Below are 271 nucleotides of genomic sequence, written 5' to 3' on the forward strand. Positions count from 1 at the left end.
GTCGCTCCGGTGGCGATCACCTGGGCGCGGTGGATCGGCCGCCGCTCGACGGGCCTGGCGCGCGCAGCACGGACGGCCACATTCATCTGGGGCTACCTGTTCGTCTGGACGGCGTTCGGGCTCCTCGCGTACGGGGCCCTCGCCGCCACCGGAGACCTTGTCCGTGATCACCCCGACGCGGGGCGCTGGATCGGTTTCACCGCGTTCCTGCTGGCCGGGCTTCAGCAACTCGGGCCACTGAAGAACGTGTGCCTGCGGCACTGCCGCAGTC

1 pseudogene is annotated in these 271 nt (G+C 70.8%); it reads left to right on the forward strand.

Annotation, left to right across the window (positions count from 1 at the left end):
* A pseudogene (locus tag BZL64_RS35085) lies at positions 1-271 on the forward strand (copper chaperone); the annotation flags it as partial.

The organism is Streptomyces bobili (assembly GCF_002154575.1).
Taxonomy (GTDB): Bacteria; Actinomycetota; Actinomycetes; order Streptomycetales; family Streptomycetaceae; genus Streptomyces; species Streptomyces bobili.